This is a genomic window from Mesorhizobium sp. P5_C1, assembly GCF_054049815.1.
Genome location: NZ_JBFULQ010000254.1, coordinates 1 through 7,806, shown reverse-complemented (window position 1 = coordinate 7,806; position 7,806 = coordinate 1). Strand labels below are relative to the sequence as shown.

Annotated in this window: 8 protein-coding genes; 5 read left to right on the top strand and 3 right to left on the bottom strand. The window is 62.2% G+C overall.

The features are described from left to right. Positions 1-2 precede the first annotated feature (2 nt). The 5 genes from ACXJ7R_RS19335 (at position 3) to ACXJ7R_RS19315 (ending at position 3,973) form a co-directional block, all read left to right on the top strand. Entirely contained in the window at positions 3-1,163 is a 1,161-nt protein-coding gene (locus ACXJ7R_RS19335; protein ID WP_457153245.1) for a Gfo/Idh/MocA family protein, read from the top strand. An 87-nt stretch (positions 1,164-1,250) separates the two neighbouring features. Continuing rightward, a complete protein-coding gene (locus ACXJ7R_RS19330; RefSeq protein ID WP_457153244.1) occupies positions 1,251-1,922 on the top strand; it encodes an ATP-binding cassette domain-containing protein in 672 nt (223 codons plus the stop codon). A gap of 277 nt (positions 1,923-2,199) precedes the next feature. After that, a complete protein-coding gene (locus ACXJ7R_RS19325; protein WP_457153243.1) occupies positions 2,200-2,874 on the top strand; it encodes a GntR family transcriptional regulator in 675 nt (224 codons plus the stop codon). 12 nt (positions 2,875-2,886) lie between these two features. Then, the gene (locus tag ACXJ7R_RS19320) at positions 2,887-3,633 is read left to right on the top strand and encodes an SDR family NAD(P)-dependent oxidoreductase (RefSeq protein WP_457153242.1); all 747 of its coding nucleotides are present in this window, start codon (positions 2,887-2,889) and stop codon (positions 3,631-3,633) included. A gap of 10 nt (positions 3,634-3,643) precedes the next feature. After that, positions 3,644-3,973: an L-rhamnose mutarotase gene (locus ACXJ7R_RS19315; protein WP_457153241.1), complete on the top strand. Its 330-nt coding sequence runs from the start codon at positions 3,644-3,646 to the stop codon at positions 3,971-3,973. A gap of 390 nt (positions 3,974-4,363) precedes the next feature. Here the strand turns inward: ACXJ7R_RS19315 and ACXJ7R_RS19310 are convergent, their stop codons facing one another. The 3 genes from ACXJ7R_RS19310 to ACXJ7R_RS19300 form a co-directional block, all read right to left on the bottom strand. Continuing rightward, positions 4,364-6,505 carry a beta-galactosidase gene (locus tag ACXJ7R_RS19310; RefSeq protein ID WP_457153240.1) on the bottom strand — a complete coding sequence of 714 codons (2,142 nt, stop codon included), beginning with the start codon at positions 6,503-6,505 and terminating at the stop codon, positions 4,364-4,366. Between the two features lie 25 nt (positions 6,506-6,530). After that, positions 6,531-7,433, bottom strand: a complete 903-nt coding sequence (locus ACXJ7R_RS19305) for a carbohydrate ABC transporter permease (protein ID WP_457153239.1) — start codon at positions 7,431-7,433, stop codon at positions 6,531-6,533. After that, on the bottom strand, positions 7,433-7,806 hold a 374-nt coding region (locus ACXJ7R_RS19300), incomplete at its 5' end, for a carbohydrate ABC transporter permease (RefSeq protein WP_457153238.1). The genes ACXJ7R_RS19300 and ACXJ7R_RS19305, both read right to left, overlap by 1 nt.

The following is a 7,806-nucleotide window of genomic DNA, read 5'->3' as shown; positions in this document are numbered from 1 at the left end:
GCTTGAGGGTTGGGCTCGTTGGCACCGGCTTCATGGGCCRTACCCATTCTAATGCCTATCATCAGGTGCGGCGCTTTTTTCCCGAGGAAGCGGGCGCGGAATTGGTGGCGGTCTGCTCACGCGACGAAGCCAAGGCCCGGGATTTTGCCGCCCAATGGGGTTTCGGCTCGCATGTGACGGATTGGCGCAAACTGGTCGAGCGCGACGACATCGATCTTATCGACATCGCCAGTCCGAATGACACCCATGCCGAGATAGCGATGGCCGCCGCGAAAGCCGGTAAGATGGTGGCGTGCGAAAAACCGCTCGGAACCACGCTCGCCGAGGCGCGGCGCATGGTCGAGGTGGTGGAGCGTGCGGGCGTCGCCAATATGGTCTGGTATAATTACCGGCGGGTGCCCGCGCTGGCGCTGGCCAAGCAGATGGTCGAGGAAGGGCGGCTCGGCCAGATCTTCCACAGCCGCTTCAAGTTCCTGCAGGACTGGACCATGTCGGCGGATCTGCCACAAGGCGGGCCGGGTACGTGGCGGCTCGACGCCAGCCGCTCAGGGAGCGGCGTCACGGGCGATCTGCTTGCCCACTGTATCGATGCGGCACTTTGGCTCGTCGGGCCGTTTGCCGAGGTGTGCGGCATGACCGAGGTTTTCATCCGTGAACGCATGCATGCGCTGAGCGGCAAGCGCGAAGCCGTCACGGCGGAGGACGCCGGCCTTTTCCTTGCCCGGTTTGCCAACGGCTCGCTCGCAAGTTTCGAGGCGACCCGCTTCGCGCGCGGCCACAAGGCGCTTTTTACGCTGGAAGTGAACGGCGAACACGGCTCGATCGCATGGGATTTGCACGACCTGCACCGGCTTCAGTACTTCAGCCACCATGACGAAGCCGCCCTTCGCGGCTGGCGCACTATTCACGTGTCCGACAGCGACCATCCATACATGAAGGCCTGGTGGGTGCCGGGCCTCCAGATCGGTTACGAACACACATTCGTACATCAGGTCGCCGACTTCCTTAGCGGCCTTCGCACTGGAGAGAAGGTTGTGCCCAACTTTCGAGATGGCCTTGCGGCCGACGCCGTGGTGGACGCGGTGCTGCGGTCCGCCCGGTCGCGGCGGTGGGCGACCATCGAGGAGGTTGCAGCGCCGGTCAATCTGGAAGGTGTCGGCTAAGGGTCGTCGCGTAAACCGCAGCCGTCAGAGCGCGGATAAACAGGCCGTTCGGACCGATTTCGGCTCGCACGGGGAAGGGAGAGAAAAGTGTCACTTCTGGAAGTCCGTGGCGTTTCGAAGAGTTTCGGGGCAATCCGCGCCCTGACGGATGTCAGCTTTACTGTGGAGTCGGGCGAGGTTGTGGGCCTGATGGGCGACAACGGCGCCGGCAAGTCGACAATGGTCAAACTGATCGCCGGCAACTTCCCGCCAAACGACGGTAAGGTGCTCGTCGACGATCAGGTTTGCGATTTCCACAAGCCCATCGAGGCGCGGGCCCAGGGCATCGAAGTAGTCTACCAGGACCTTGCCTTGGCCGACAACTTGACGGCCGCGCAGAACGTGTTCCTTGGGCGGGAGATCAAGAAGGGTTTCTGGCCATTTCGCATCCTCGACAAGCAAGCGATGATCGACCGATCGGCGGCGCTGTTTGCTGAACTCAAGTCAGAAACCCGCCCGCGCGATCTGGTTCGGAAGATGTCGGGCGGTCAGCGCCAGGCGGTGGCGATCGCTAGTACGCGTCTTTCCAGAGCCAAGCTGGTGCTGATGGACGAACCGACCGCGGCCATTTCGGTGCGCCAGGTCGCCGAAGTGCTAGAACTGATCCGGCGCCTCAAATCCCAAGGCGTTTCGGTGATGCGCCATTCAAGGACAAGATCGCCAAGAAGGAACTCGCCGTCGTCTACGCGGACACGCTGCCGACCCAGATCGACCAGATGAAGGAGGGGCTTTCGCAAGGCCAGGTCGGCCAGCGGGCCCTTCGAAATGGCCTACAAGACGATGATGGCGCTGAAGGACATCAAGGATGGCAAGCCCGCTCCGCAGGACCCGACCTAATACCGGCCTTGATGTGTGCACGCCCGAGACTGCAGATACCTGCATCGCCAAGTAACGGGCTCACAATGACCCAAGTCGAGGCGGACACTTCCCGCCTCGACTTTCCACCAGGGGTCCGGACAAGGCGCATTGGACTCGTTCTCGCACCGGATGCCAAAAGTTGGATATCGAAGCCATACGCCTGAAACGCGGTGTCGCGTTGAGCGAACAGGTTTACCAAGTCGTGCGCGGGCTGATCGTCAGCGGCCGCATGCGGCCGGGAGAAGCTGTCATCGAGGCGACGCTCGCAGCGCGGCTCAGCGTGTCGCGCACGCCCGTGCGCGAGGCGCTGAAACGCATCAGCGACGAGGGTCTGATCGACGTCTTTGCCCAGAACGGCACATTCATCGCGCCGATCAGCCGCAGGGCGCTCGAGGAAGCCTACGTGATTCGCACGGCGCTGGAAGCGGAAAGCACCTCACGCGCGGCAGGTCGCTTGACCACGACGGCCGCCGAAGCATTCGCCGACAACATCGCCGCGCACGAACTCGCCATAGGGCGTCGTCATTTTGCCGAGGCGATCCGGTTGGACGACACCTTCCATCGCATGATCGCCGAGGTGAACGGACTGCATATGCTGTGGCGCGCCGTCGACATTTCCAAGGCGCAGATGGATCGCGGCCGGCATCTCGCCATACCCGAACCCGGTCTGGGTGCGGTGACGATCCGCCAGCACCGGCTGATCCTGGAGGCGATGCAGACCGGAGACGCCCCGCATGCGGCGCAATGCATGCGTGAACATTTGGCAACTTCACTCCGCAACACGCTCGAGATCGCGGCCGACTCAATCTCATGAAGGAATGAAACCTTGAACAATATCGACTTGAACGGCCAGACCGCCGTGGTGACCGGCGGGGCGCAGGGCATTGGCTTCGCCATCGCCCTGCGTCTGATCAAGTCCGGCGCGAAGGTAAGCTTGTGGGACAACAACAGCGGCGCGCTCGGCTTGGCGGTCGGCGCGCTCGGCGAAGGCGCCTCGGCCAAACAGATCGATATCACCGATCTCGCCGGCCTGTCGCGCGTCCATACCGAAGTCGAGAACGAGGTCGGTCCGGTGTCGATCCTCGTCAACTCTGCCGGCATCGCCGGCAAGAATGCGACCGTCGAGGATTATGATCCCGACGAATGGCGCAAGGTCGTCGAGATCAATCTCAACGGCACCTTCTACGTCAACAAGGTGGTGATCCCGTCGATGAAGGCGCGGAATTATGGCCGCATCGTCAACATCTCGTCGGTGGCCGGAAAAGAAGGCAATCCGAGCTTGTCGGCTTACTCTGCCGCCAAGGCCGGCGTGCTGGGGCTCACCAAGTCACTGGGCAAGGAACTGGCCAAATACGACATCGCCGTGAATGCCATCACCCCCGCAACGGCCAATACCCGGATCTTGGAAACACTCACGAAAGAGTTCATTGACTACATGCTGGTGCGCATTCCCCGCGGGCGCTTCCTGGAAGTTGAAGAAGCCGCCGCCATGGTGGCCTGGCTCGTCTCGAAGGATAACTCTTTCACGACGGCTTCGGTCTTCGACCTTTCGGGTGGCCGGACCACCTATTGAGGAAGCGACCATGCAGCGAATGGGTTTGTGCATTGGACTGAAGCCCGCCGTGATCCCGGCCTACCGGGAACTGCATGCGGCCGTGTGGCCGGATGTCCTTGCCGCCATCACGAGAGCCAACATTCGCAATTACTCGATTTTCCTCCGCGAGCCCGAGAACATCCTCTTCGCTTACTGGGAGTATCACGGCAACGATTTCGCCGCCGATGCCGCCGTGATGGCGCAAGACCCGGCGATACAGAAATGGTGGACGATCTGCGATCCCATGCAGGAGCCGCTCGAGACCCGCGGCGAAGGCGAGTGGTGGGCACGCATGGTGGAGGTCTTCCACCATGATTGACAGGGCCATTCGCAGCCGTTGCCTGTAAGTTTGCTTTCGGCGCGAGGTTCACATGAGATTTCGGTATCCGCATTGGGTCCCAAAGCGGGCTCTCTTCAGTAGAAGCGCACATGACCGCTTTGCGCCTTGTCGGCTGTTGAGATCAAATTCACCGGTCCTCAAAGCCGTCGTTCGGCTTGGGCGACATGATGTCCGGGTTTGGCCCAAGCGGACACGGGTCCACAGCGCCAGCCGTTGCCTGCGACGATCGAAAGGAGCGTGTTCGTGATGGTCGCACCGAAAGTCGTGGGACCTGGCGGCACAAAGACGCCTAGAGTGGACATTGCTGCCAATCTAAGATCACCGGGACAGAAGTTATTGAGCGTTGCCCAAGGCCTCGCGACAGCATCCCTAGTCGAGTTCGATGATGCTGCAGCCATAGGCCGGGAGCGACAGCTTACCGCCGCGTACTTTGCCATCGCCGAGCAGATCCTTGCCCGCGGGGACATTGCCTATGCTTGCCAGTTCGCCCAGCGTGTTGAGGATGAACAGCAGGCGGCGGTCCTTGCTTTCGCGGATCGTCGCCTCGACGCCGGCCGGCATGTCGGCGACGAGCGGGACGATACCGGCGGGCGCCAGCACCTGATCGGCCAGCACCTCGACCAGAGCATCGCTGAGGTACGTGCCGAGGTAGATCACATTGCCCTTGCCGACTTTGCGCGAAGTCATCGCGGCTTGGCCCTCGGCGAAGCGGCTGGCCCAGCTGCCGATAACCTCCGTGCCGGGCGCGACGTTAAGCAGCTCATAAAGATGCGCCGCCGTCACCTGCGCATTCCCGATCTTGAGCTCGTATTGGCGGCTCGCCGACGTCGCCGGCAGCTTCTTACGCACCGTGTTGGCGCCGAAGCGGCCGCCATGCTCGAACAGGCCCTCGCCGCCGATCGGCGTCAGCAACCCGAACTCCTCGACCGTGATCCCGGCCAGCGCCGAGAGCCTCTTACCCGGTGAGGTGTCGCGGATGACGTGGTTGTTGACGTCGCGTGATCCGGTGCGGCCGCCCAGGATTACCGTTCCACCCGCCTTGGCGAAGCCCTCGATCCGCGCCGTCCACGCATCGGTCCATTTCAGCCAATGCGGCACGTAGAGCGCCTTGAGCTTGCTGAGATCATCCTCGGGATGGATGAAGCCGCAGGCGATGTTGTGGCGGTAGCAATAGCGGTGCAGCAGCGTCGCATCGTCCTGGGGGCTCGGCATGCCGATAGGGCAGGAGCGGTGCATCTCCTGATTGTCGAAATCTGATCCGGCGATGCCCAAATCCATGCGCACATGCGTGCCGAGGATCTTGTCCTTGAGCGCCGTGACCTCACCCGCAAACTGCTTGGCCTCGTCATAGCGCCGCCGAGGGATGTCGTCGTGATCGATGATGCCCATCCAATAGATCTCGGCACCGAAATGCGCCGGCCGCCAGCGGAAGAACATCACGCCATCGGCGCCCCGCGCCACTGACGTATAGGCCATGCGGCGCATCTCGCCGGGTTCGGGCGTCAGCGTCGAGAAGTTCGGCTGCGCACCGAAGCCCGATTGCTGCTCGGGCACGATGAAATTGCCGGTGAAGCCGCGGCAGAGATCGAGACGCAGCGCCTGCGCCTCGCCGACGCTTCCGACCCGCTGCATCTCGTCATCGAGATGCGGGTAGATGTCGAAGCCGAGAAAATCGAGATCGGTCGAGAACTCGCCGCGGAAGTCAATGTCGTCGATCCGGCCCAAATTGTGGAAGACGAACCAGTCTGGATTGGTGGCGCGCAGGATCAGCACCTGATCGTGCTGGAACCGCGCCGTGACGAAGGCGAGGAAGCGGTGATAGTCGACCACATGGGTCGGCCCGACCGGGGCAGGAGCGTAGTCGAGGGGCAGCACCACTTGATCGAAATCGTCGTAGGCGGTGGCCCAGAAATGCCCGCCCCACGCATCGTTGAGCGCGGCGATGGTCTTGTACTTGTCCTTGAGGAAGGCCTGGAACTCGGCCAGAGTCACCGGACCGTAGGACAGCGATCCAGAGGTATTGAACTCATTGTCCGTCTGCCAGCCGATGATGTGCGAATTGCCGCGATAATGCTCGGCCATCGCTTGAGTGATGCGCTTTGAATGCTCGCGGAACACGCCGCTCGCAAGATTGGCATGCTGGCGCGAGCCATGGCACATGGCGCGGCCATTGGCATCGACGCGCAACACTTCGGGATAACGCGCCGTCAGCCAGCGCGGCGGCGTCGCCGTCGGCGTGCACATGATGGTCTTGATGCCAGCCTTGCCCAGCCCATGTATGGCGCGGTCGAACAAATCGAAGTCGAACGTCCCCTCATGCGGCTCGAAGATATGCCAGGCGAATTCCGCAAGTCGCACCGCGTTGAAGCCCGCGGCTGCCATGCGGTCGGCGTCGCGTTGCCAATAGCTCTCATCGACATGCTCCGGGTAATGCGGGGTACCGACGAGGAAAGTGTCGGTCGCGATCGGCCGCCAGACAGAGAGCGGGGCGGATTTCGAGGCAGTCGTCATAGTCGGAAAACTCCAGGCGATAGTTCTATTTGATGGCGCCGGCGGTGAGGCCGCCCTGCCAGAACCGCTGCAGCAGCAGGAACACCACGATGACCGGGATGATGCTGACCAGCGCGCCGGTGATGATGATCGAGAACAGCACCTGTCCGCCGCCACCGCCCTGTTGCGCGAGCTGATACCAGGTCGCAAGGCCCACCGTGATCGGCTGATACTCCGGTGTGCGCAGCACGATCAGCGGCAGGAAGTAATTGTTCCAGGTCCCGACGAACGAGAGCAGCGCCACGGTCACCATACCCGGCGCCACCAGCCGCAGCACGATGGCGCGGAAGATCACGAACTCGCCGGCGCCATCGAGACGCGCTGCGTCGAGCAGTTCGTCGTCGACGCCCTGCTCGATATAGACGCGCATCAGATAGACGCCGATCGGCGAGATCATCGAGGGCAGGATCACGCCCAGCGGATTGTCGCTGAGTCCCGAAAGCGCCAGCAGCAGGAAGGTCGGCACGACGAGGGCCGTCTGCGGGATCATCACAGCGCCCAAGACCAGCGCAAACAGCAGATTGCGGCCGACGAATTTGAATTTGGCTAACGCATAGCCTGCCGCGGTAGCCAAGATCGCGGCACCGAGCCCGGCGACGGTCGAATAGAGTAGGCTGTTGAACATCCAGCGCAGGAAGACGCCGTTGTCGCGCGCCAGAAGATCGCTCAGATTCTGCCAGAGGTTGAACTCGGTGCCGAAGCCGAAGCCGAACGTGGTGAACAGGTCGCCATTCGTCTTCGTTGCCGATAGGACCAGATAGACCAGCGGCATGAAGCTGTAGAGGAGGAACAGTGACAGCAGCAGCGTGAGCATGATCCGCGAGCGCCGCCTTTCGCCGGGCCGGCGCCTGGCAGCTTCGAAAGTGGCGATGTCGGTGGTCGCAGTCATCATTGCTCCGGCCGACGGCGGTTGGCGATCAGGGTGAAGATGTAGGAGGCACCGGCGATCACGATGCCAAGCACGAACGAAACGGCGGCCGCATAGCCATACTGCTGGTTCTTAGTCGCCAGAGAATAGGCATAGAGGTTCGGCGTGTAGCTCGAATTGATGGTGTTACTGGCGAGCGCGCGCATCAAGTACGGCTCATTGAACAGCTGCAGTGTGCCGTTGATCGAAAAGATAATGGTGACCAGGATCGCCGGCCACAGCAGCGGCAGCTGGATCAGCCGGGCAAATTGCCAGGGCGAGGCGCCGTCCATCCGCGCGGCCTCGGCGAGGTCCGACGGGATCGCCTTCAGCGCGGCGTAGTAGATCACCATAT

What these genes read in the sequence shown, in the direction of transcription:
- ACXJ7R_RS19315 (WP_457153241.1), top strand. Translation starts at nt 3,644, where the DNA reads ATGCAGCGAATGGGTTTGTGCATTGGACTGAAGCCCGCCGTGATCCCG.
- ACXJ7R_RS19310 (WP_457153240.1), bottom strand. Translation starts at nt 6,505, where the DNA reads ATGACGACTGCCTCGAAATCCGCCCCGCTCTCTGTCTGGCGGCCGATC.
- ACXJ7R_RS19305 (WP_457153239.1), bottom strand. Translation starts at nt 7,433, where the DNA reads ATGACTGCGACCACCGACATCGCCACTTTCGAAGCTGCCAGGCGCCGG.